We start from the raw sequence: 23317 nt of genomic DNA on the forward strand, positions 1-23317 counted from the left end.
ATTCGATGAGGTCAACCGCCACCCACGGCGACGACGATTTCCAAAACGTCACCGTCGCGCAGTACGGTGGTCTCATAGGCGCTCTTCGGGACGATCTCGCCGTTGCGCTCCACCGCGACGCGTTTGCCCAGCCAGCCGTGGCGGGCAAGGAGGGCCGAAACGGTTGTGCCCGCTGGGACGTGCTGGAGCGTGCCGTTGAGGCGAAGCGTGAGGGTGGCAGGGGTGTCGGTCATGGTTCGTCCTATTCCCGGCTTACGGTGCTCTGGCGTGTTTGCACCGCTTTCTGCAACGGTCAACCCGCCCGATTCTACGGCAAGGAGCGCACATGAGACAAGGTGAGCGGTCTAGCCTGCAAGCTGCCATCTTTTGACGCAGGGTGTTTTCGCTTGCCGTTGCCGTACAATTGCCGGAAGCGCGTTGCGGGGAGAAAGGCCGCGTGATGAACCGGAAAAAACTCCCGATCGGGATTCAAACCTTCGCGAAAATCCGCGAACACGACGCCTACTACTACGTGGACAAGACCCCGTACGCACTTCGTCTCATCGAAAGCGGTACGCATTACTTCCTCTCCCGCCCGCGGCGCTTCGGCAAAAGCCTCTTTCTCGACACGCTTGCGGAACTTTTCGCCGGGAACGAACCGCTTTTTCGCGGGCTTTACATTCATGACCGCTGGGACTGGAATGTGCGCTACCCGGTAGTGCGGCTCAGCTTTGCCGAAGGGCGGCTGCAAACGGCCGCCGCGCTCGACGAACACATCCACGTGCTTTTGAGCGACAACGCCGAACGGCTGGGCATAACCATCGAACCGCCCCCGATGGACACCCACCTGCGCTTCAAGCGGCTCATCGAACGCGCCGCAGAAAAAGCGGGGCAGCGCGTCGTGGTGCTGGTCGACGAATACGACAAACCGATCCTGGACAACCTCACCACGCCAGAGGTTGCGCGCGCGATGCGCGAAGGGCTACGCAACCTCTACTCGGTGATCAAAGGGCAAGATGCTCACATCCGCTTTGCGTTCCTCACGGGCGTCTCCAAATTCAGCAAAGTCTCAATCTTCTCCGGCCTCAACAACCTCAACGACATCACCGTCGACGCCCAGTACTCCGCGATCTGCGGCTACACCGAGGAAGACCTCGACGCGGTCTTTGCCCCGGAGCTTGAAGGGCTCGATCGCGAACGGATCCTCCACTGGTACAACGGCTACAACTGGCTGGGAGAAGCGGTTTATAACCCCTTCGACCTGCTGCTTCTTTTTCAAAAACGCGAATTTCGCCCTTACTGGTTCGAAACGGGCACGCCCACCTTTTTGGTCGATGTCCTCATGCAGCGGCGCTTCTTTACCCCGCAGCTTGCGCGCACGCTCGCCTCGGAAGCGCTCCTTTCGGCGTTTGACGTCGACACGATGGCGCCAGAGGCGCTCCTGTGGCAGACCGGGTACCTGACCTTTCACGGACAGCGGCGTATCGGCGCACGCATCGAATACGAACTGGGCTACCCCAACCTGGAAGTCGCCTATAGCCTCAACGATGCGCTGCTCAAAGGGCTGATGGGCGACCCTTCGCTCGCTGAACGGGCAACCCTGAGCGCCTATGAAGCGCTGGTGCGTGGCGAGATTGACGGACTGCGCCAACACCTCGAACGCCTCTACGCCAGCATCCCGCACGACTGGTACCGCAAAAACCCCATCGCCCACTACGAAGGGTACTGGGCCAGCGTCTTCTATAGCCACCTTGCGGCGTTGGGACTCGAACTCATCGCCGAGGACGTCACCCACCACGGCTGCATCGACCTTACCGTGAAGCTTCCGGAGCGCATTTACCTCTTCGAATTCAAAGTGGTCGCAGACGAGCCCGAAGGAGCGGCGCTTGCGCAACTTCGCGCCAAAGGGTACGCCGAAAAGTACCGCGGCCAGGGGGTACCGGTGCATCTTGTGGGGATCGAATTCAGCAAACGCCAGCGTAACGTCGTTGCGGTCGACGCGGTGACCCAATAAGGGCACTTCGACGGAGCAGGGGGCCGCATGGACGGCCAGCGGGGAAAAGGATGAACTCTTTCAAGCCGGTTAGCGCACCAGCGCCTCCCGGAGCAGCCACGCGAGCAGTTCCTGGCTGGCGGCGCGCCATGCGTTTTGGTCGTTGCGCTCGGCAGCTTCGTGAAGCGCCGCGTGTACCGCATGGATTTCGTGCGCGTCGGGGTAGTAGGTGTTCAAGTAGGCGGTGATTGGGCATTCGGCAAGCGGTTCGAGGCCGAATGCGCCGCGTTCGTGGTTGACTTGCCATTGGTACGCCAGTGCCCCGAGCGGGGTCGTGAGCGGCGCATCGGGGTAGACGCGCAACGGGGCGCGGCGCCATTCGTCGTGCCAGCCGACGAGCTGTTCCGGTGGCATGGGGCGTGCGATGCCGTACCCTTGCGCCACGTGCACACCGACTGCGCGCAACGTTTCGGCAAGGGCTGGGCTTTCCACCCCTTCGGCAATTACCTGCCGTTCGAGCCCTTCGCCGAGCCGTGCCAACGCCCGGATCACGGTGAGGTTGGGGATGGGGTCATGGGCCATCGGGCGAACCAGGATCTGGTCGATTTTGATCACGTCGAACGACAGTTGCGCAAGCCGCACCAGGCCGCTGTAGCCGGAACCGATGTCGTCGATCGCCAGCTGTACACCGAGTTGCCGTAGCGCCGCGAGCGCTTCGATCGTGTGGTTACCAGCAAGCGGTTGATTTTCGAGGAGCTCCAGCGTGAGGCGTTGCGGCGGGATGGCGTGTGCGGTGAGCGCGGCTTGAACCCAGTGGCTGCATTCGGGGTGGTGGAGTGATGCAAAGTCAAGATTGACGCTCAGGCCGGGCGACACACCAACCTGATCCCAACGCCTGAGCCACGCGAGCCCTGCGGTGAGTACGGCGAGAAAGAGGTGGGGGTAGAGGTCGTCGTGCAGAACGGGAAGGAACTGTGCGGGGGTAAGCGTTTCCGTCCCCAATTGCAAGCGGGCGAGCGCTTCCACTTTGACGAGCCTGCCGGAGGCGAGGTCGACGATCGGCTGCACGGCGATCTGCACGCCGCCGCTCGTCACCGCAGCGCGAATCGCCGCAGCGCGGTCGACGCTGATCGGCGCGGTCTCGATCGGGTTCATCGTTGCGGTGTCGAAGCTGGCAAGCGCGTCGTCGCCCGCCCGTTTGAGTGCGTGGAGCCACTGTTGGGCCCAGAGGCTGCTGAACTGTTAGGGGTGGCGTCCGCCGATCAACAGGAGCGTTTTGGGTGTTCCGCGGCGGTCGACGAACGGGACCGCGGCGAAACTCGCCATCTTGGCTTCGATTGCGAGCGCGTGCCACGGCGTGGTGCGCGGGTCGTGGCAGTAGTCGTCGCTCACCGAAATGGTATTGCGAAACCACGCGGTGGCGACAAGCCCTTGCCCTTCGGCGCGACGGCTGTCGAGGCGGGGAACGCGGACAGGGTCGAAGACGGCAAAGAGCGGCGCGAGGTTCATTTTGCCAGAAACCGCGACGAGTTGGAAACGTCCGTCGCTGTCCGGTTGCGCGATCGCCGCGAAGCGGATGCCCGGTAATTTTGCGATCGCATCGCAGAGCGCCTCTTGCCAACTGCTCAAAGAATTGCCGGGTTCCGGGATATCACGCAGCACCAGTGTGAGGTAGGTTGCGCTCGTTTTTTCCATCGCGTCGAGGAAGGTGCGTTCCGCTAACGCAATGCGCAGAAGCGCGATGTGCAGGAGGCGAAAGATCTCGCTGCTGCGTAACCCCTGGCGTTGGAGAAAACGCTGCAAGAAGCGTTCACTTTCCGAGTACCCGACGAGCGCCTCGGCGAGACTCAAACCTTCGAGCGCGTGGATCGTTCCCAACAGCGCTGCTTGTTCAGCGATCGCCGAATCCGAGGCTTCAGCGGCAAGCAGCGTGACGAAATGGCGTGCCACAAGCGCACGGTAGTGTGCGAACGCATCCGGGAGTTGGGCAGCCAGCCGTTTGCCGATCGCGGGGTGTTCCGTGATTTCAGAGAGGAGCGTTTCTGTGAGCCGTTCCGCCGCGTCCTGAAGCAGTGCGGTATATGCGGCAAGCAGCTGGCGCGCGGCGGGACCGAAGGGGTCATCGATCGTCGGGGCGGTTTCGGTGAACGACGCGTTGGCTTCGCCCGCGATGCGCATCGTCTCTGAGGTCTGACCTTTTTGCGCTTTGAGCGCAAGGAGCGCTTCGTCGGCGCGGCGCAGCAGGGTGTCGAGCTCTTCACCGTGCTGGGGGAAGAGTGCCCAACCGATCCCGTAGCTGATGGGGAGGGTGGTGCCGCCGACTGTGAAGGGTTCTGCGAAATGGCGCAAGAGGCGTTCGCCGAACGCGGTGAGCTCCGCATACGCTCCTTGCGCGGTGAGGCCGGTGAGGAGGATCACGAACTCGTCGCCGCCCAGCCGGGCGACGAAGTCGCTTGTGCGCGTCGCGGCTTTGAGGCGTTCGGCGACGGTGACGAGCAGCGCGTCGCCGACGTCGTGGCCGAAACGGTCGTTCACCGGTTTGAAATCGTTGAGGTCGAAGAGCCCCACCGCAACCCATTCGTTTCGGCGTCCTGCTTGCGCCAGGAGATTGGGGGCGATCGTTTCGAGCGCGTAGCGGTTGGGGCAGTGCGTCAGCGGGTCGGTGCGTGCGAGGCGCTGTTGCGTGACGAGCGCACGCTTGAGTTTTCCGTGGACTACCTGCAGCCGGGTGAGCGCGAAAATGAAGAGGGCAAGGAGCACCCCTTCGACCGTCCAGCGCGGTCTCGCCTCCTGCAGGGTGTGGTCGAGCCAAAGGGGTTCGGCGATGGCGGTGGTGACGCAGTAGGCACCGCGGCAGTGGCGCGCGGAAAGCGTCGATTCCGTCGTCGTTCCTTCGGGGGGGGCAGAGGGTGCAGATTGAGAAGAAGGCGGAGCGGTTGACGAAGCGGAGGGAATCGGCGTGACACGACCCTTTTCGTCGAGCGTTGCGACGACGCGCTGGAAGCGGCGGTCGAAAATGGTGGTGGTGTATAAAAGCGCGGCGTTCTCGACGAGCGTGGGCGCCCGCGCAAAAAGCTGCGCGGCGCGGTAGGGACTGCCGACGTACGCGACGAGTGATCCGTCCGCCGCGCGGATCGGGAGGCGCATCCCGACCACCGCCTCGTTGAAGCGTGGGGCGAAACGGGGAAGTGTCAGCAGCCCTTCGTGGGCAAGCGGCGCGGTCTCCCCCGGCGTCGCCGCTGGCGCATAGGGCCGAAAGTCGTCGGGCGCGAAGATGGCTTTATGGGGCTGGGCAAAGGTGCTCCAAAGAATCTCTTTGCCATCGGGCGTTTGCACGTTGATCGCGCGCAATTCGGGATGTTCGGCGAGCACGCGGTCGAGCGCCTGCGCGATCGGGGTGGGGATCCGCGCAGGGGCGGTGCCATCGAGGTAGGGGGCAAGGAGCTCCTTGCCGATGAGGGTGAGGTTTTCGAACTGTTCGCGTACGCGCTCGTCGATCGCTGCGCTCTGCGTCGCTGCGGCAACGGCCAAGATTTGCGCGCTGCGCGCCCGCGCGTTTTGCCACCACGCCCATTCGGCGACGGCAAGCAGGGCGAACGCAGCAACAAGGAGCGACCACAGGGCAACGCGCGGGTTTCGCAGCATGAATCCAAAAAAGCACGTGACGATGCCCATTCTACCTGCGTTTTGGGGTTGGGAATCGGCTTGCCGAGGAAAACCCGCGCGAGGGGGGGCGGAGTAGGGATCCTCAGGGCAGGAGGCGGCGCGTCAGTCGGCGCAATGCCCAGCGCGTGGGGAGAACGGTCAGAAGCCCCATGAGCACGACTGCCACTGCCAGTGTGGTGAAGGCGGGGGAGCTCCCTGCGGCCAACGGGCGCAGGAGCGCGACCGCGTGGGTGAGCGGCAGCGCCTGCGCGAACGCCACAAGCGGCGCAGGCAACTGCGTGAGGGGAAAAAAGGCGCCGGAGAGGAAAGACATCGGGGTGATGAAGAGGGTGAAGTAGTAGAGGAAGAAGTCGTAACTTTTGGCGAGCGCAACCATCGGCAACGCAAGTGCCGCAAAGGTGAGGCCGGTGAGCGCGATCACCGGGAGGATGAAGGGGATCGCGGTGAACGCGACGAGCCCGGCGGCAGCGGCAACGAGGGTGACCGCACTGCCCGCGAGCGTCGCTTTGGTCGCGGCCCAGAGAAGTTCGCCGAGCACGACGTCGGTGAGGGTGAGCGGGGTGGTGAGTACCGCTTCCCACGTTTTCTGCACGTGCATGCGCGAAAACGCGGAATAGAGCGCTTCGAAGCTCGCGGCGTTCATCGTCGCGTACGCGATGATCCCCGGGGCGAGGAAGTTCAGGTACGGTTGGCCGTCGACTTCGGCGATGAGCGCGCCCAGCCCAAGCCCCAGGCCGAAGAGGTAGAGCGTGGGGTCGATGAAGTTACCCAAGAGCGACGGCACCATGAGCTTGCGCCAGACCAGCGCGTTGCGCCGCCAGTAGGCAAGCGCGCGGCGGGGGGCGAAGCGAGCGGGGACGGTGGGGTCAGTCATCGCGCAGTTCCCGTCCAGTGAGTTTGAGGAAGAGGTCTTCGAGGTGGCCGCGGCGGATCACTGCGGTGAGCGTGGGGTGGGGTTCGAGGAGCGCAAGCGCCGCTGCGGGGTCGCGTGTGGTGTAGCAAAAGAGGGTTTCGCCTGCGCGCTCGAAGCGCGGTGCTGTGGCGCCGTTCGCTGCAAGGGGGGTGAGGGATTCGGCCAGGCGCCGTTCGAAGGCGTCGATGCCACCCACGGAAGACCAATCGCCGTGGATTTCGAGCACGAAGGGTTCGATTGCGGCGGCAACGAGCGCGTGCGGTGCACCTTCGGCGACGACGCGACCGGCATCGACGATCACGACGCGGTCGGCAAGCCGTTCCGCCTCTTCCAGGTAGTGGGTGGTGAGCAGCATCGCAACGCCCTGTTGCCGCAGTTCGCGCAGCCGTTGCCAGATGAGGTGGCGCGCTTGCGGGTCGAGGCCGGTGGTGGGTTCGTCCAGGATGAGGAGTTCGGGGTTCGCGACGAGTGCCCGCGCAAGCGAAAGCCGCCGCCGCATGCCCCCCGAAAGCGTCGCGACCGGGGCCGCTTCTTTCCCGGCCAAGCCGACGAACGCAAGGAGCTCGGGGACACGGGCGCGAGCGGTTGCCTCCGGGATGCCGAAGTAGCGGGCGAAGACGATCAGGTTTTCTTCGGCGGTAAAATCAGGGTCGAGGTTGTCGAATTGCGGTACGACGCCCACCCGTTGCCGGGCGGCGACCGCGTCTGCGGGAATGGGGTGCCCCAGGAGGGTCACGTGCCCCGCTTCATACGGGGAGAGGCCGAGCAAGACGCGCAGCGCCGTGGTTTTGCCCGCGCCGTTGGGACCGAGCACCGCGACGCATTCGCCGGGGTAGACGGCGAAGGTGAGGGCGTCAAGCACGCGGGTGGTGCCGTAATGTTTGACGACGGCAGTCAATGCCGCAAGGGGCGGGTCTGCGTCGGAGGTTGGCGCAGCAGTAGGGTGGGGCGACGGCGCATCGCGTGCGCTGAGCGGGTGTTGGGGCGAACGGTTTGGGGGGAGCGGCGAGCGGGCGGTCATGCGGCGCGGGACGGAAATCTAGGAAGGGGGATAGACCGCGAGGGCGTTTTTCACCAGCGTCTTCACCACGTGGAGTTTACCGTGGAAGAAGTGGTCGGCGCCGGGGACGACCGCGATGGGGCGCGCGGCAGGACGCGCCCAGTAGAGCGCGCGGGAAAGCGGCGCGACGGTATCCTCTTCGCCGTGGATCATCAGGACGGGGAGCGTGGTGGGGAGTTCCGGCGTGGTGTAGACGGTGCCGGAGCCGAGCGCCAAGCCGTGGGGAAGCCCGACCAGCGTGACGTGCCGCAGCGTCAGCGGCGGCAGCGCCGCGCGCCATTTCTCTGGGTCGAGATTCGGGTGGGCTTCGACCGCGCTCGCGGTTTCACCCAGGAGGATGCGCGCGACGCGGGTGGTGACGTACGCGCCGAACGAGAAGCCGCCCAGGTAGAGCACGGGGGCAAGGTTCCAGGTGCGAAACGCCCAGGCAAGGAGCGTGAGCAGGTCTTCGGTCTCGCCAACTCCATGGTCGTGTTGGCCGGCGGAGCCGCCAACGCCGCGAAAGTTGGGGCGCAGCGTCACGAGCCCCGCTTCGGCATGCGCGCGCGCGACCGTGTGGGTCACCTTGTTGGTGTTCGCACCGCCGAAGAGGGGGTGGGGGTGGGCGACGAGCGCCAGCCCCTGCGGGGGTGTTGCGGGGGTATCGACCAGGAGTTCGATCGCGCCCGCTGGGCCGGGGGCGGTGGTTTTTTCGGTTTTGGGGTGTGCCATCGTGCGATCAGGTTTGGGGAAGCATCAGACGGGCAACGGGGCGGCCGTTCGCGATGTGTTCGCTGAGGATTTCGTCGATGTCGCTTTCGTCCAGGTAGGTGTACCAGACGCCGTCGGGGTAGACGACGAGCACCGGGCCGAGGTCGCACCGCCCCAGGCACCCGGCTTTGTTGATCCGGACGCCACCGGTGGCGTTGAGCGCGAGCCCAAGCGCTTTGGCGCGGTCGCGCGCGTAGCGCATCATCCCTTCGGCGTCGTGGTTCGCGCAGCAGGTGTCACCAGGGTCGCGTTGGTTGCAGCAGAAAAAAAGGTGGTGGCGGAAGTATGGCATCGGCTCTCCTTCATGTCGCTCGCAAGTGGTGTCTGGTGGCTTCCGGAGTGGTCACCCATTCAACGGGGTTATCGATTCTTTTTTTCGATGAATTCGATCTTGTAACCGTCCGGGTCTTCGACGAACGCGATCACCGTGGTGCCGTGTTTCATCGGGCCGGGTTCGCGGGTGACTTTGCCGCCGAAGGCGCGGACGCGGTCACACGCGGCGTGGATGTCGTCGACTGCGATCGCGATGTGGCCAAAGCCGGTACCCAGATCGTAGTGGTCGACCCCGTAGTTGTAGGTGAGTTCGATCACTGCCTGTTCCGATTCCGGCCCGTAGCCGACGAACGCCAGGGTGAATTTCCCTTCGGGGTAGTCGTTTTGCCGCAACAGTTTCATCCCCAGCGCCTGCGTGTAGAACGCGATCGCGCGTTCGAGGTCGCCCACGCGGATCATGGTGTGCAGGATGCGCATCAGCAGTTCTCCCGTTTTTCCAGAAAGGTTTGGAATTCGTTCCACGGCATCGGTTTGGCGAAATGGTACCCTTGGATCGCGATCGGCGCAAAGGGTTCGAACCAGACAAGTTGCGCGTGCGATTCCAGCCCTTCGACCACCGCAAGCGCTCCCACCGCACGGGTGAGTTCGAGGATCGCGCGCATGATCTGTTCGCCGGTACCCTGTTGCCCGATGCGGTCGGTGAAGCATTTGTCGATTTTGATCACGTCGGGGCGTAGCGCTTCGAGTCGGCTCAGGTTGGCGTAGCCGGTGCCGAAGTCGTCGATCGCAAGCCGCGCCCCTTTTTCACGAAGCTGCGCAAGGAACGCCGCGGCGGTGCCCTCCGCGTCCATCGCGAGCGATTCGGTGACTTCGAGGGTGAGGTGGGGAAGCGCCGCTTCGACCTCGTGCGCCCATCGGGCGAGCGCCGGGTCGCCGAATTGGGCAGGGGAGAGGTTGACCGCGACGCGAAAACCGGGTCGCTGCGCTGCGAGTTGCAGCGCGAGGCGCGCGGCTTCTTGGAGCACCCAGAGTCCGATCGGTCGGATCAGGCCACTTGCTTCGGCAAGGGGGATGAATTCCGCCGCGCTGCGCAAACCTTGGTGCGGATGGCGCCAGCGCAGCAGCGCTTCGGCAGTGGTGACGGTGCGCTCGGGAAGCTGCACGACGGGCTGGAGGAAGAGTTCGAATTCGCCGTTGGCAAGCGCGTGTTCGAGCGCGCGGCGCTGTTCGGCCTCGAAGCGGATTTTGGATTCGATCCGCTCCGAGTAGAAGCGTACCCGGTTCTTGCCGCTCTCTTTTGCCGCGTACATCGCTGCGTCCGCAAGCCGCATCAGGGTTTCGGCGTCTTCGGCGTCGTTGGGAAACGCGGCGACGCCGATGCTCACGGTGACTTGGGCACGGTGGTCCTGGACCACGAAAGGTTGGCGCAGCACGTCGCGGGCGCTTTCGGCGATGCGCTGTGCGGTCGATGCGGTGGCGCTGCCTTCGACGAGGATGAGGAATTCGTCCCCGCCCAGCCGTGCGACGGTGTCGCTTTCCCGGACGCACGTTTTGAGGCGCGCGGCCGTCTCCACCAAGAGGGCGTCGCCGGCGTCGTGGCCGTAGAGGTCGTTCACTTCTTTGAAGCCGTCGAGGTCGAGAAAGAGGAGATAGACCGTTTCGCCTTCGCGGCGGGCGCGGGCGAGCGCCCGGTCGATGCGGTCCCGGGCGAGTGCGCGGTTGGGAAGGCCCGTCAGGGCGTCGAAGTGGGCTTGGCGGTAAATGAGCTTTTCGTTCGCTTTGACGGTGTCGATGTTTTGCCAGATGACGACGTGGAACGTGCCCACGGGGGGTGGGTAGTTTTCGCGGTTGAGGTGCTGCATCACCCAGTGGGTGGAGCCATCGGCGGCGACGATCCGTTTTTCGCACGGCGCGGCGCGCCCTTGGGTGAGGGCCGCCCACTGCTGCGCGTCGGTGAGCGCCGATTCCGGGTGGGTGAATGCGGCAAACGAGCGTCCGACGAGCGTTTCGGCGGTTTGCCCGAGCCATGCGGCAAAGGGGTCGTTCGCGCTGAGAATCGTGCCGTTCGCGTCGAGCAGCGCGATGCCGACGGTGGGATTTTCCCAGACTGCCGCAAGGCGCGCTTGGCCGATCGCCGCCTGTTCGGCGACCCGCTGCGCTTCGGTGACGTCGAGGAGCGTTGCGGCGATCTGTTCGGGCTGGTGGGCGCGCGCGGCGATGCGCACGCCACGCTCTTCGACGATGCGCCAACCGCCTTTGGGAGTGCGCAAGCGGTAGCGCTGCTGCCACGTGGCGCTGTTACGTCGCCATTGGGCGTCGACGGTGGGGCGGGCGTTGGGGTCGATCGCAGCGAGGAAGTGCGACCAGGTGAGCGCTTCCGGGGCGACGCCGAGCCATTCGGCAAGCCGTGGCGACGCGTAGGTGAAGGCGTCGAGCGTTGCCGGGGCCATGAAGAGCGCTTCTTGAAGTGCCGCGGCGATGGTGATGAGTCGTTCTTCAAGCTGCAATCGGGCGATTTCCGCTTGCTTGAACGCGGTGGTCTCAAGCAGTTTGAGGACAAAGCCAGCGCGATCGGTATCGGTGGTCCAATGGGTTATGGTCAGCAACCAGTAGCGGGTGCCGTCGTTCAGTTCGACCGATTGGGGTGTTTCGCGCGCCGCGGCAAAGAGCGCGGTGCGGGTTTCGCTCTCCGGCCAGGGGATGCGGTTACGATCGAAGGGGAACGGTTGTCCGATGTGGCGTTCGGTGAGCGCAAAGTGCGTCTCCGCGGCGCGGTTGTAGCGGATGAGCCGTTCCGATTCGTCGAGGACGAGAAGCGGCCCGGTGAGCGCGTTGAGGATCGCTTCCAAGAGTTCGTTGAGCGCGGCCTGTTCGGCAAGACTGCGGTCGAGCCCTTCGTTGAGCGAGCGGAGCTCTTCGTTGCTCGCGTGCAGCTCTTCGTTGCCCGCTTTGAGCTCTTCGTTCGCCGACTGCAGCTCTTCGGTGGTGGTCTGCAGCTCTTCGTAGAGGGCTTGCAGTTCGGCTTGCGCCCGTTCGAGCGCGTCGATGAGCGTTTCGCGCTGTTCCTGTTCCAGGGTCAGACGGTCGACGGTGCGTTGCAACACCGTTTCCCGGCGCGTGGCTGGTGCGTCGGTAGCCGCTTCGGCAGCTGGTGCGTGTGCTGGTGCGACGGACGCTTCGGTTTGGAGCGGTTCGAAGACGAAGAGCAGGAAAGGGGTTTCTGCTACGTCGAGGCGCGTGGCGTAGAGTTGCACCGCGGGGGCGCCGTCGGCATCGAGGAGCGGAAGGGTTTGGGGCGCGTTGTCGGTAGGGAGCAGCAGTTGGCGCATCACCAGCCGCAACGGCGTGCGCCAACCGTTTGGGATCAGCGCAGGCAGCGTGAAATCGCTTTTGCCCTGCGGCCAGTGAAGAAACGCGCTGCAGTCCCCCAGGATGTGCAACGGGCGTCCCTGTGCGTCGGTGAGGATCGCAGGGGGGGCGTAGCGGGTCAAGAGGGTTTCGTGGAGACGGTGCTGGATTGCCGCTTCGAGCTGCTCTTCTGGGCGCAGTTTGGGGCGCAGCGCTTTGGCGGGTTGCGGCAGGAAGAGCCGCGCGGGCAGCGTGGCACTCAACCAGGTTTTGGGCGTCGGGATTTCATCGCGGCGAAAGATCCGTTGCGGGCCGCTCACCGCTTCGAAGTGTTCGCCGACCTCGGGCGGCAGGGCTTCCGAGCGGCCAAGGAAGAGCAGGCCGCCGGGAACGAGCGCGTAGTGAAACGCTTTCAGGAGCCGCTCGCGGGCTTCGGGTTTGAGGTAGATCAGCAGGTTGCGGCAACTGATGAGGTGAATGTGCAAAAACGGCAGTTCTCGCAACGCGTCGTGGCGGGAGAAGACGCATTGGGAGCGAATCCCTTGGTGGACGCGCCACAGTGCCCCTTCCCGGACGAAGAAGCGTTCGCGCCAGCCGGATGGCAAATGGGCGAGCGCCTCTTCGGGGTAGCGCGCGGCGCGGGCATGTTGCAGCGCCCCTTCGCTGACGTCGGTGCCCAGAATCACGAAATGGCGCTGTTGCCCCAGTTCGGTCAGGCAATCGGTGATGAGGAACGCGAGGGAATAGGCCTCTTCGCCCGTGGCGCAGCCGCAGACCCAGACGCGAAACGGGGTGGTGACGGGTAGCGTCTCCAGTAAGGCTTTGAGTGGGATGCGCAGCGCGGCAAACGCCGCGGGGTCGCGCCAAAACGCGGTGACGCCGATCAAAAGGGTGCGGGCGAGCGCCTCTGCGGCCGTTTCTTGGTGTTCGAGCGCGTCGGCGAAGGTGGCGAGGTCGGGGTAGCCCGAGCGTTGCATCGCGCGCAGGGTTTGGCGCAGCAGGGTTTCGGGCAGGTAAGCGGTGAGGTCGACGCGCAGCAGCGGCGCCACGCGTTCGAGGATGCGGTCGAACGCCGCTTGGTCTTCGGGGGTGAGCGGGGGTTCGGGTTGCGGGGTGGCGCTGGCGTTGGGTGCTTCGTTCTTTTGGACGGGGTTCGGTGGGGCGGGGGCGTTTGGTTGCTGCGCCGCGGCGGGGGGTGTTGCGCCGTTGCCCTGGGCTGCCGCAAGATGGGTGAGCGTTTTGGGGAGGAGCGCAGCCATCGCTTCCGGGGTGTGGGCGGCGGAGTACGCGCTGGTTGCGATCACTGCACGCGGCAATTCGCCGAACTGCGCGCTTTCCGGGGTTTGTACCCAAACGATGCCGCCGGCGCGATGCACTGCGATCGCACCGGCAACGCCGTCGTTGCCCGTTCCCGAGAGCAAGATCGCGAGCGTTTTCGCGCCGAAGTGGTGGGCAGCGCTCAAGAGGAGACGGTCAATCGACGGGTGTGGCCCGGGGCGCGGGTAACTGGGGGTGAGGCGCAGCCGTCCGTTACCGAGGATTTCGGCGTCGTGGGTGGCGGGTATCACGTAAACGTGGTCGGGCGCCAGACGCAACGGTGGGGATTGGGGGGAGGCCAGTTGCACCGCGATCGCGGCGCGCGGTTGCAGCAGCTGGGGGAGCAGCGTTTCGTGCTCCGGCGAGACGTGCTGCGCGATACCGTAAGCGGTTTTGCCGTCTGGCCGAAACCCGGCAACCAGCGTACGCAGGGGCTCGACCGCGCCGGCTGAAGCGCCGATCACGACGAGTTGCGTGACCTCGAGTTGCGTGACCCGCGGGCGAGATTGGGGCAGGGCAGGCAGAGAACGTTTCATGGGGGCATTTTCCCGAAGTCTGGTTTCATCATAGCAAATCGCGCGCGATTCCGCTAAGATTCGGCGCATGATGCTAAGAGGTGACGCGATGGGGCAGTGGGCGGGGCAGCTGCCTGTCGAGACCGCGGCGCGCAGTGCCGCATTGGCGCAGCGGATCGCAGCGCGGATTGCGGCAGCGGGCGGCTGGGTGCCATTTGCGGATTTCATGCAGTGGGCGCTCTACGAGCCGGAGCTGGGCTATTACGCGCGCCACGACCAAGCGTTCGGACCGCACGGGGACTTTCTCACCGCGCCGGAGATTTCGCCGCTCTTTGGCGCGGTGCTCGCGGACGTGCTGGCGCCCGCGGTGGCAGAAACGGGCTTGGCGGTGGAATTCGGCGCTGGCAGTGGGGCGTTGGCAGAAGACCTGCTCACCCGGTGGCACGCATTGGGGGTGGTGCCGCAGCGCTACGCGATCGTCGAGGTCTCCGCGGGGTTGGCGGCGCGGCAGGCGGAGCGGTTGCTGCCATTGGCGCAGCGCCTTGGGGTCGAGCTGGTTTGGTGGCAGCGGTTGCCGGAGCGGTTCGCGGCGGCGGTGGTCGCGAACGAGGTGCTCGACGTCTTGCCGGTGCATGTGGTGGGCACACGCGGCGCGGAGACCTTCGAACGTGGCGTGGTGGTCGCCGAAGCAGGAACGGAAGCGGCGGCATCGGCCGCACCGCGCTTTGCGTGGGCCGACCGGCCGCTCACGCCTGCGGCGGCATCGGCACTTGCCGGAATCGAATTGCCGCGAAGTGCCGACGGCGAATATCTTTCTGAGGTGGCGCCTGCGGTCCCAGTATGGGTGCGCACCGTCGCCGAGCGCTTGGCGCCGGGTTCGCTGTGGGTGCTGATCGATTATGGGTACGAGCGCGACATCCTCTACGCGCCGTTTCGTTCCCGAGGGACGCTGCAGGGGTATTATCGGCACCGGGTGGTGGAGGATGTGTTGGCGTGGCCAGGCGCGATCGACATCACGGCGTTCGTCGATTTCACTGCGGTGGTCACGGCATTGGAAGCGAGCGGCCTCACGGTGCACGAGTGGCGGCGGCAGGGGGATTTTTTATTGCGCCACGGAATCCTGGAGCGGCTCACGGAACGGGCAGAACCCGGTTCGGCGGCGTACGTGCAAGCGGCGCGCGCGGTGCAGCGGCTCATCATGCCGCACGAGATGGGTGAGCTCTTTCAAGTAGTGGTGGCGGGGCGGTAGCCCCCTCTTGTCCAAAGACAACGAAATGCGGGGGAAGCGTGACGCTTTTTGCGGCGGTATTGGGCGAAAACGAAAAGATCTCCGAAGCGGTCGCAGCAGCGCGCCGCCGCATGACGCGGTTCCCCGGTGATCGCTGGCGTGCGGTGGCGCGACCCGGTTTTGCGTTGGGGGTGTGGCAGCGCTGGTTCGGAGAAAGCGCGCCGCCTGACGGCGATTGGGACGTGGCGGAGCGCGACGGTTGGGTAGCGGTGGTGAGCGGTCATGCGGTAGTCGCGCAAGATGCGGCCGCCGCTGGCAGTGTGGCGGGCGCACCGGATGGCACATCGGTCGCGGAACGCGGCGGGGCGGCGATGGGGTTGGCGGCGAGGCTGCTTGCCGATTTCGTTTCGGACCCGATGACCCGTCCGCGCGCTTGGCATGGGCAGTTTGCGTTCGTTGCCTGGCATGAGGCGACACAGCGCCTTTTTCTGGTGCGCGACCCGTTCGGGATCGAACCGCTCTATTGGGGGCGATTGCCCGGGGGCGGGTTTGCGGTAGCCAATCTGGCGAAGACGCTGGTTGCGATGGGGGTAGCGGATGGGCCAGACGCTTTGGGGTGGGCGTCGTTCTTCCTCTGGGGGAATGTCGATGGGCGGCGGACCGTCTTTTCCGGGGTCGAGGTAGCGCCTCAGGGGAGCGTGGGGGTCGTGGCGCCACCGTGGGCGAGTGCCCCACAGTGGCAGTGGTATTGCGACTTGCGCACGCTCTGGGCAGTACCCTCTGCGCCCGAGTACGACGAAGCGGCCGCGCAAGTGGCGATTAGCCGCGCAGTGCGCGACGCAGTAGCCGTTGCGACGGCCGACCGGCAGCGTACCGCGCTCTTTCTCTCCGGCGGGATCGATTCGGGGGCGGTTGCAGGGGTGCTCGCGCAGTTGGGACGCGCGGGGACGGCCTATACTCTGGCGTTTGCCGAAATGGCGGGGCAGGGGAACGATGAGCGCCCTTGGGCGGAGCGGATCGCGCGCCATTACGGGCTGACACATCGGGTCGATCAGGTCGCGGAACCCGACTTTTGGGCAACGTTACCCGAGTTTCTCGACGCGATGGATCAGCCGACGCTTGACGGGATCAATTTTTGGCTTTCGTGCCAGAAAGCGGGGCAAGCTGGCGAGCGGGTGGTCTGTACTGGCGATGGCGGCGACGAACTGTTCGGGGGTTTTACCAAACTGGTGCTTTGGCGACGCGCCGAACGGGTGCTGCGGTGGGTGCGCCGTTTACCTGCTGGCGAACGGGTGCTCGTTGCGCTGATGCAGGGGTATGGCACGCTGCGGCGACGACCGAAATGGCGGTGGGCAGGGAACTATTTCGCGACGCGCGACCATCTTTATTTCGTTCCTTACGCCGTTTTCTTCCCGGAAGAGCTGCCGGAGCTTTTGGGGAATGCGGTCTCGGTAGCGCAGGTGCGCGCGCTCTTGACCGCACTCGACTTTCCCGACGCGGATTGCGTTGAGCGCGCGATGCAAATGCGCGACACGTTTCATTCGATGCCGAACCGCTATATGAGCGATGCCCATTGGATCGGTGCGGCGCATGGGGTGCAGTTCCGGCATCCGTTGGCGTCGGTGTCGCTGCTCACCACGGTTGCGCCGTGGGTCTGCGCGTTTCGCGGGCGGCGGGGAAAAACGCTGCTCGCGCAAGCACCGCAACCGCCGCTTCCCCCCGAGGTGGTGGCGCGGCCAAAGGCGGGATTTGCCACGCCGGTGGCGGGTTGGTTGGCGCAGCGGGTTTTCCCGACGATCCCGTTTCCTGCCGTGGCTACGATCGGGTCGGTCGAGCGGCGGTTGGCGTGGTGGCTTTATCAGGAGTGGTCGCGGTGAGTGGGAAGCGGAAGGTTCGGCTGTTCTTGCGTGCGGTGGCGCACGGGATAGCCATTGGTGCGCTCGTTTGGAGGGGGGCGATAGCCCTGGCGCAGCCGCCGGGCAATTGGCGCTTTCTGCCGGAACTGTCGGACGAGTTTTCAGGCGCCACGGTCGACACGGCCCTCTGGCTGACGTTTCTGCCCCATTACGCGGGACGGCCGCCTGGAGTGATCGATCCGGCGCGGGTTACGGTGGCTAACGGCATGGTGCGGCTGGAGACGACGGCTCGGGACAAGGGGCGGTTCGCGACACCGCTCTTACGGGCACGCCAGGAGGTGCGCTACGGCTATTTCGAAGTGGTTGCGCGGCTTGCCCCGTGCCGCGTCAATCAAGCGTTTTGGTTCTACGCCTGGCAGCCTGATGGGACGCGTGAGATCGACGTCTTCGAGATGGCGCCGGGCACGCCGGGCGAAGCACACCGCGTGCACAGTAACCTGCACGTCTATGACGGTGACCCAGCACTCGAGAACGATGGCAACCGACGCTCCTATCCGCAAGTCTGGTCGGCACCCGACTTCGACCCGACACAGGACAATCGCTATGGGTTTTTGTGGTCGCCCACCGAGCTCGTCTGGTGGGTGAATGGTCGTGAGATCCGGCGCGAACCGAACGTCCATTTCCACTGGCCGATGGCGCTCACGTTTACCGGCGAGATCCATCCGCGCTGGTTCGGGGTACCGACAACGCAGGAGTTGCCGTGCGCGATGACGATCGACTACGTCCGGTCGTGGCAGTGGCTCGATGCGGCGGATGGGGTAGGTACGCAGCCGGTGCGTGACGCGGGTCGCGGACGGTTGCGCGGAGGCGTCGAGTAATGCCGCGGTGGCGCAAGGCGCTTGCCTATCTGCGCGGCTGGCTCACGAGTTTGCGCCACTTTTCCCGCCCGGCGTGGGTCTGTCAGGTGGGGCGGGTCACGGTGGTACGCGATCGCGGCACGATCACGGTGGGCGAGCGTGTCTGGCTCTGGCCCGAGGTGAAGCTCGACGCGAGCGCGGTGGCGCGAACGGGTGAAGCGGCGTTGGTGATCGGTGATCGGGTGTCGATTGGTGACCGGACGCAGATCCATTGTGGCGAACGGGTGACGATCGGTGCGGGTACGCTGATCAGTTGGGATTGCGTGATCATGGATCGCGACTACCACAATCCCGACGGGGGCGCGGAGCGGACCGCGCCGGTGGTGATCGGCAAGGATGTCTGGATCGGCTGTCGCGCAATCATCCTCAAAGGGGTGACGATCGGCGACGGCGCGGTGGTTGGCGCGGGCAGCGTGGTGACCCGCGACGTGCCCCCGTGCACGTTGGTCGCCGGGAATCCGGCTCGGGTCGTTCGCCAACTGGGCGAACGGTAACCAAATGGTGCTGGGGAGGGGCGGAATGAATGACGCATTGGCCGCAGCATGGCGCACCGCGCAAGCACGTGTTGCGGTAACCGACGAATGGCGATCGTTTCCTTCCGAGGCGCTCGACTGGCAGTACTATCGACCGCTGATCGCACTGGCACAACGGGCGGCTGCTCCGCAAGTCGAGGGCGAAGCGGCGCTCTTTCTGGAAGAGGCGTATCGGTTCATCGATCGTTTTCTGCCGCCGGAGGAGCGCCAAGAACGAGCGCACACGCTTCTGACCGAGTAGCACGCAGCAGCGAAAACGCTGGGATCGTCTGCCGCTGCGGGCATTGCACGGGTGTTGCCGTGGTTGGACGTCGAGGGTGCGACGATTCGGATCGCCGCGGCGGGAGATTGTCTCCTGACCGACGTGCGTGCGTTTTTGCGGCCGATCGCGGCAAAAAGTGGCGTTGCCGTCGAGATGGGGTGCCTCTATTTGAGCGCCGCAGGTGATGGTTCGTTTCTGCCCGACGAGTTCATTCGCTTCGCCCAGACGCAAGCCGCCGATCTGCTGGCGGTGAGCCTCTTCACCTATGATGGGTTGCCGATCTACCGCCTGTTGCGTGCAGGGGAGCGGGCGCTGCTTCCCCAAGCGCTCGATCAGGCACGCCGATTCCTGCTGCAGTTGCGCGAACGCGACGACCGGACACTATTGTTGCACGGAGTGAGCGGGCTGCCGTTGTCGCGCCGACTGGCGTGGTTACCTGTGGAGCGGTGGGCGATGCCGAAACGGTTTCGGGATCTGGCTGCGGCGCTGAGCGAAGGGTTGCGCGAGATCGCCGCGCAGTTGCCCCACGTCTGGTTCGTCGACGAGATCGTGGTGGCCCAGCGGTTGGGTTATCGCGTGGCGAACCGCCCGATCGTGACGGGGCGGCCCTTTGTCGAGGCCCTTTTTCATCGCCGTCGCTTCGGTTTCGGTCTGGCGGAAACATACCTGGAGGTGGTCCGTGCTTATGATCGGTTGCGGGGGGTGAAGGTGATCGCGGTCGACTTCGACAACACCTTGTGGGACGGGGTGATGGCCGAAGGGCCGGTGCGCCACTACCGCGACCGGCAAGCGCTGCTCAAACGGTTACAGGAAGGGGGGATTCTGCTCGTTGCGGTGAGCAAGAACGATCCTCAGGCGATCCGGTGGAACGAGATGGTGTTGCAGCCGGAGGATTTCGCCGTGTTGGCGATTGGTTGGGAACTGAAACCCACCACACTGGCTGAGATCGCGGCGCAGCTCAACCTTGGCCTCGATGCATTCGTTTTCCTCGACGACAATCCGACCGAACGGGGGTTGGTCGCCAGCCACCTTCCCCAGGTTCGGGTCTGGGACGCGTGCGACCCGGAGCCGTGGCGCACGTTAGCTATCCTTCCTGCGTTGCCGTGGTATTCGTTAACGGAAGAGGCGCGGCAGCGCACCGCGATGTATCGGGTGCAGGCGCTGCGGCAACAGGCGGTGCGCGCCTACGGTGACCAGGGGAGCGACACGGCCGTGTTGGCAGCGTTACAATTGGTGATGCAGGTGCATCGTATGCAGGAGAAGGAGCTGGTGCGCGTTCATGAGCTTACGAACCGGGCCAATCAGTTCAACACGACGACGATTCGCTACCGGTCCGAAGAATTGACCGACCCGGGGCGTCAGGTGTGGGTGGGGTATCTGCAAGACCGGTTCGGGGACTATGGGTTGGTGCTGGTGTGGCTGCGGGTGGTCGAAACCGCAGCAGACGACGAGGCGTAGCGTTCGCGTTTCCGATTTTTCTATTCAGGTGAGCGCCGCCAGCGCATGCGCGATTTGCTCTGCCGCTTCCTCCCAGTGGGGTTCGAGCATGAATGCATGCCCGGCGTCGGGGAGCGTATGAAGTGGTACGCGGTAGTGGCGCGCCGTGGCTTCGACAAGCGGCAGCGGGATGATCTGGTCGTGCTCGGCGCCGAACACAGCCCAGGTGGTCGGATGCTGACGGTGGTGGCGGGGGAGCGCGAACGCGGTCATGTCCCAGAGCGCGCGCAGCGATTCGGGTTGTGACAGCGCGAGATAGCGGCGTAGCGCCTGCTCTTCCGGCAGGTGGTGAAAGAGCGCTTGCGCAAGCGCCCGGTAGTGGTCCTGCTTTTGGGCGAGAAAGCGGTTCATCTCCATGAGCGTTTGCGGGGTATGGGTGAGCAGATGCCAGAACGACGCAGCAAGGCCAGAGGGGGGGACGCTCGCCAGGAGTACGACCGCTGGGAATGCGCGCTTTTCCAACGCTTTTTGCGCGACGAACCCGCCCATCGAGTGGCCGAGCACGACCGGTGGCGCGGGGAGCCGTTCCGCGGCTTCCAGAAGATCATGGACATAGTCGCGGATGCTCAGGAGGTCGAAGGGTTTGTCGCTGCCCGATTTCCCGTGGCCTGAGAGGGAGAGCGCCCAAGCGTCGAACCCTTTCGCGGCGAACCAGGGCAGGAAATGTTCCCAACACCACGCGCCCGCATAGGCGCCATGGACGAAAAGCAGGGGCGGGTGGCTCCGGGGACGGCCGTGTGGGGGTTCGTGGCGTAGTTCCAGAGTTCGTGACATCGGCAGACTCGTATTTATTGGGGGTGGGACTGGGGGACGGGCGGGCGGTTTGCGTTCGGGGCGTCGTCTGGGGGCAAAAGGGTTTTGGCGCTCGCGGCGATTGCTGCGATCCGTGCGGCACGAATGCGCTCCGCAATGCGGCGGGGGTCACCGGCCGCGCTTTGGGCGATCTTCGCGGTGGGAATGGCGCGCGCCGCAGTAAGCGCCTGTTCCCAAAGGGTGCGAACGGGCGCGTAATCGACGACCAAGGGGGGGCGCGCTGTGGCGTCGCATTCGCACGCGGCAAGGAGCTGCGCAAACCGCGCCGGGCGGCGCAATGCGTCGCACCGTTCCAAAACTTTGAGGCGCGTTGCCGCCCGCAGACGCCTTCCTTGGTGGATGAGACCGTGTTCGCGCGCTACCAGCACCGCGAGCGCGCGACAGTCGTTGGGGGTTTTCAGGCGTCGGCTCACCGTTTCGGCCAAACAGGCACCGCGGGCTTCGTGTCCGTAGTGGTGGGGTAGGATTTCGGCGGGTGTTGCGCCTTTGCCCAGATCGTGCAGCAGCACCGCCCAACGCACCGCAAGAGGCAAACCTTGGCGGGCGCTGTTGCCAAGCGCGAGCAGCGTGTGGGTGCCGACATCCCCTTCCGGGTGGTAGCGTTCGGGCTGCGGCACACCGAAAAGCGCGGCGAGTTCGGGGATGAGCGCCTTAAGGGCGCCGGTCTCTTGCAAGAGTGCGATCATGCGTTGCGGCGCCGCTTCCATGAGGCCACGCGCGAACTCCTGCCAGACCCGTTCGGGGGTGAGCGCGGCAAGCTCGCCGCTTTGGGCGATCGCGGCGATCAGTTCCCGGGTCTCCGGCGCGACGGTGAACGCGGTGAAGCGGGCCGCGAACCGGGCGACGCGCAGCACCCGTAGCGGGTCTTCGACGAACGCGGGGCTCACGTGACGCAGGATCTGGTGTTCCAGGTCCGCTGCACCCCCGTAGGGGTCGATGAGCGTGCCATCGGGCGCTACCGCGATCGCGTTGATCGTGAGGTCGCGGCGTGCCAGGTCGGCTTCGAGCGTGACGTCGGGCGCGGCGTGGCAGGTAAACCCTTTGTAGCCACGGCCACTTTTGCGCTCGGTGCGCGCCAGAGCATACTCTTCGCCCGTTTTCGGGTGAAGAAAGACGGGAAAGTCTTTGCCCACCGGTCGGAAACCGCGGGCAGCGAGGGCTTCCGGGGTGGCGCCGACCACCACCCAGTCGCGGTCATGGACAGGCAGCCCGAGGAGCGCGTCGCGCACCGCGCCACCGACGAGATAGACATCGAGCCCCGCGACCAAGGGGTCGGGGGGTGCGAGCTGCAAGCGGGCGCGCAGCGTTTCACGCGAAGGGGAAGGGGGCGGTAGCGCGGCCGGAGCAGCATTTGCTTCCGCGTCGTTGCGCACGCTGCCGGACGGTTCGGGAAGCGGTGGCACCATTTAGCCTGTATGGCGACGCCGCCACTCGGCGTAATGCGCGCGATAGGTGTCGTGCGCGAGGTATTCGGGCGCAATGGCTTCGAGTGCCGTCGGGGTGAGCCCAAAGGGAAGCGGCGAGCCGTCGTCGACGTTGGGCACTTCGAGCGACCGCAGGTTGTCCGGGGTGAGCGGTGGATTGGGAAGAAGGGCCATGAGGCGCGCTTGCAGGAAGGCGAGGCGATCCGGCAACGCGATCACGGGACGCGGATGGCCGGAGAGGCGCGCGGCATAGTCGACGAGCGCTTTGAGGGTATAGACGCGCGGGCCACCCAACGGGTAGCTCTGTCCGATGCTTTCCGGCGTTTCCAGCGCGGTCAAGATTACCGAGGCGACGTCGCCGACATAGACGGGTTGCAGTTTCGCGTCGGCTTTGCCGATGGGGAGTACCGGTGCCCAGCGAGCCAGACGGGCAAAGAGGTTGAGAAAGGAGTCGCCGGGGCCGAAGACGACGCTCGGGCGCAGGATCGTCCATTGGGTGGGGTTTTCGCATCCTGCGGCGTCGAGCACGGTGCGGATCGCAGCTTCGCCTGCGGCTTTGCTGCGCAGATATTCGGATGGCGCAGTGGGCGACGCACCATTGGCGCTGATGTGGATGAAGCGGGAAACGCCGGCGTCACGGCACACGGTGGCGAGCCGTTTGGGCCATTCGACGTGTGCCTGCGCAAAATCGGGGCCAAACGGGGCGCCAGGGCGGGAATGGAGGATGCCGACGAGGTTGACAACGAGATCCGCACCACGCACCAACGCAGTGAGTGCCGGCACGGTGCGGTCTTTGAGTTCGACCACTTCGGCGGTGGGCAGTAGAAGGAGTTCGCGGGCGTTTTGCCAGCGCCGGGTGGGAATGATGAGCCGCCAGCCACGGGCGGTGAGACGGTTTGCCAGATGGCGGCCGATGAAACCGGTGCCGCCAAAGAGGACTGCAGTGGGTTTGTGGTTCATTGTCTTCTCCCAA

The 23317-nt window shown here is 65.3% G+C and carries 19 protein-coding genes; 7 read left to right on the forward strand and 12 right to left on the reverse strand.

All coding sequences use genetic code 11. The features are described from left to right. Window positions 1-11: 11 nt before the first annotated feature. Window positions 12-233 carry a sulfur carrier protein ThiS gene (gene thiS, locus ACYQ4Z_RS10295; protein ID WP_219972970.1) on the reverse strand — a complete coding sequence of 74 codons (222 nt, stop codon included), beginning with the start codon at window positions 231-233 and terminating at the stop codon, window positions 12-14. A 206-nt stretch (window positions 234-439) separates the two neighbouring features. Between thiS and ACYQ4Z_RS10300 the strand changes: the two genes are divergently transcribed. Continuing rightward, entirely contained in the window at window positions 440-1993 is a 1554-nt protein-coding gene (locus ACYQ4Z_RS10300; RefSeq protein WP_459860961.1) for an ATP-binding protein, read from the forward strand. A gap of 69 nt (window positions 1994-2062) precedes the next feature. Here the strand turns inward: ACYQ4Z_RS10300 and ACYQ4Z_RS10305 are convergent, their stop codons facing one another. The 8 genes from ACYQ4Z_RS10305 to ACYQ4Z_RS10340 form a co-directional block, all read right to left on the reverse strand. Then, a complete protein-coding gene (locus ACYQ4Z_RS10305; protein ID WP_459860962.1) occupies window positions 2063-3127 on the reverse strand; it encodes an EAL domain-containing protein in 1065 nt (354 codons plus the stop codon). Window positions 3128-3214: 87 nt separating this feature from the next. Further along, entirely contained in the window at window positions 3215-5617 is a 2403-nt protein-coding gene (locus tag ACYQ4Z_RS10310) for a diguanylate cyclase domain-containing protein (protein ID WP_459860963.1), read from the reverse strand. Between the two features lie 103 nt (window positions 5618-5720). Further along, a complete protein-coding gene (locus ACYQ4Z_RS10315) occupies window positions 5721-6512 on the reverse strand; it encodes an ABC transporter permease (protein WP_438438519.1) in 792 nt (263 codons plus the stop codon). Further along, window positions 6505-7572 (reverse strand): ATP-binding cassette domain-containing protein, encoded by a 1068-nt coding sequence (locus ACYQ4Z_RS10320; protein WP_219972974.1) that lies wholly within the window; start codon window positions 7570-7572, stop codon window positions 6505-6507. The genes ACYQ4Z_RS10315 and ACYQ4Z_RS10320 overlap by 8 nt, the downstream gene beginning before the upstream one ends. Before the next feature lie 18 nt (window positions 7573-7590). Continuing rightward, complete coding sequence (locus ACYQ4Z_RS10325; protein ID WP_459860964.1) at window positions 7591-8322, reverse strand: alpha/beta hydrolase; 732 nt, start codon at window positions 8320-8322, stop codon at window positions 7591-7593. 7 nt (window positions 8323-8329) lie between these two features. Then, a complete protein-coding gene (locus ACYQ4Z_RS10330; RefSeq protein WP_217126552.1) occupies window positions 8330-8653 on the reverse strand; it encodes a (2Fe-2S) ferredoxin domain-containing protein in 324 nt (107 codons plus the stop codon). Between the two features lie 68 nt (window positions 8654-8721). Then, window positions 8722-9111, reverse strand: coding sequence for a lactoylglutathione lyase (gene gloA, locus ACYQ4Z_RS10335; RefSeq protein WP_459860965.1), 390 nt, complete (start codon window positions 9109-9111; stop codon window positions 8722-8724). Next, complete coding sequence (locus ACYQ4Z_RS10340) at window positions 9111-13835, reverse strand: EAL domain-containing protein (protein ID WP_459860967.1); 4725 nt, start codon at window positions 13833-13835, stop codon at window positions 9111-9113. The genes gloA and ACYQ4Z_RS10340 overlap by 1 nt, the downstream gene beginning before the upstream one ends. 67 nt (window positions 13836-13902) lie before the next feature. On the opposite strand from ACYQ4Z_RS10340, the gene ACYQ4Z_RS10345 reads away from it, so the two are divergent. The 6 genes from ACYQ4Z_RS10345 to ACYQ4Z_RS10370 are packed head-to-tail and all read left to right on the forward strand — an operon-like array spanning window position 13903 to window position 20068. Further along, window positions 13903-15063 carry a class I SAM-dependent methyltransferase gene (locus tag ACYQ4Z_RS10345; RefSeq protein ID WP_219972980.1) on the forward strand — a complete coding sequence of 387 codons (1161 nt, stop codon included), beginning with the start codon at window positions 13903-13905 and terminating at the stop codon, window positions 15061-15063. Window positions 15064-15101: 38 nt separating this feature from the next. Continuing rightward, window positions 15102-16919, forward strand: coding sequence for an asparagine synthase-related protein (locus ACYQ4Z_RS10350; RefSeq protein WP_219972981.1), 1818 nt, complete (start codon window positions 15102-15104; stop codon window positions 16917-16919). Then, window positions 16916-17776: a family 16 glycosylhydrolase gene (locus ACYQ4Z_RS10355; protein ID WP_219972982.1), complete on the forward strand. Its 861-nt coding sequence runs from the start codon at window positions 16916-16918 to the stop codon at window positions 17774-17776. The genes ACYQ4Z_RS10350 and ACYQ4Z_RS10355 overlap by 4 nt, the downstream gene beginning before the upstream one ends. Continuing rightward, on the forward strand, window positions 17776-18309 hold the full coding sequence (locus ACYQ4Z_RS10360; RefSeq protein ID WP_219972983.1) for an acyltransferase: 534 nt from the start codon (window positions 17776-17778) through the stop codon (window positions 18307-18309). The genes ACYQ4Z_RS10355 and ACYQ4Z_RS10360 overlap by 1 nt, the downstream gene beginning before the upstream one ends. A 25-nt stretch (window positions 18310-18334) precedes the next feature. Beyond that, window positions 18335-18589, forward strand: coding sequence for a hypothetical protein (locus tag ACYQ4Z_RS10365; protein ID WP_459860968.1), 255 nt, complete (start codon window positions 18335-18337; stop codon window positions 18587-18589). Between the two features lie 51 nt (window positions 18590-18640). Next, window positions 18641-20068, forward strand: a complete 1428-nt coding sequence (locus tag ACYQ4Z_RS10370) for an HAD-IIIC family phosphatase (RefSeq protein WP_459860969.1) — start codon at window positions 18641-18643, stop codon at window positions 20066-20068. Between the two features lie 24 nt (window positions 20069-20092). Here the strand turns inward: ACYQ4Z_RS10370 and ACYQ4Z_RS10375 are convergent, their stop codons facing one another. Genes ACYQ4Z_RS10375 through ACYQ4Z_RS10385 form a run of 3 tightly spaced genes read right to left on the reverse strand, consistent with a single transcriptional unit; the run spans window position 20093 to window position 23304 of the window. Continuing rightward, entirely contained in the window at window positions 20093-20881 is a 789-nt protein-coding gene (locus ACYQ4Z_RS10375) for an alpha/beta hydrolase (protein WP_219972986.1), read from the reverse strand. Between the two features lie 14 nt (window positions 20882-20895). Further along, the gene (locus ACYQ4Z_RS10380) at window positions 20896-22326 is read right to left on the reverse strand and encodes a multifunctional CCA addition/repair protein (protein WP_459860970.1); all 1431 of its coding nucleotides are present in this window, start codon (window positions 22324-22326) and stop codon (window positions 20896-20898) included. Continuing rightward, complete coding sequence (locus ACYQ4Z_RS10385) at window positions 22327-23304, reverse strand: complex I NDUFA9 subunit family protein (RefSeq protein ID WP_459860971.1); 978 nt, start codon at window positions 23302-23304, stop codon at window positions 22327-22329. Window positions 23305-23317 lie beyond the last annotated feature (13 nt).

This window comes from Hydrogenophilus hirschii, from assembly GCF_054656675.1.